Origin of the sequence: Chromohalobacter sp. 296-RDG (assembly GCF_029889885.1) — a bacterium.
In the GTDB taxonomy this organism is placed as follows: Bacteria; Pseudomonadota; Gammaproteobacteria; order Pseudomonadales; family Halomonadaceae; genus Chromohalobacter.
Map to the genome: position 1 here is coordinate 1 of NZ_JARANY010000319.1, position 503 is coordinate 503.

Below are 503 nucleotides of genomic sequence, written 5' to 3' on the forward strand. Positions count from 1 at the left end.
AGCCAGGCATCACGCCGGTCATGATCGATGGTAGCTAGCTCGGTGTATAGCGGATGTTCGTCGAGTGCCTGGTGCGCCTCTTGGTGGCGCTTATCGGCATCCGCAGCGTCCTGGCGTTGCTGCGTGAGCGAGGCGTCAAGCGCCCTGTACTGGCCCAGCAGTTCGTCGCGTTGTTGCTGGGCGTGATCGCGTTGCTGCTGGGCATCCGTCAACTGGCGGTCTTCTTCCGCTTGCTGCGCGGCAAGCTGGGCGGCTTCGGGTGTCTGTGGCGGCTGGTGGCGCCAGGGGTGCTTGAGCCCCCCGCACACCGGGCAGGGCTGGCCTTCCTCGAGGGCGTCGCGCAGGTGCGTGACACTCTCGCTACGCACCGCACGACCGCGTTCGACGAATTCCAGCACGCTGCGATAGTGGCGCTCGTGCTCATCGAGGCGCTGGCGGGCGGCCTGGCCTTGGGTGATCAATGCCTCGAGACGCTTTGCGTCCTGCGTCAGGCGCTCATTGAG

Annotated in this window: 1 pseudogene; it reads right to left on the bottom strand. The window is 66.2% G+C overall.

Going from position 1 to position 503, the window contains the following annotated elements:
* Positions 1-503 (bottom strand): annotated as a pseudogene (locus OP495_RS18750) (chromosome segregation protein SMC); the annotation flags it as partial.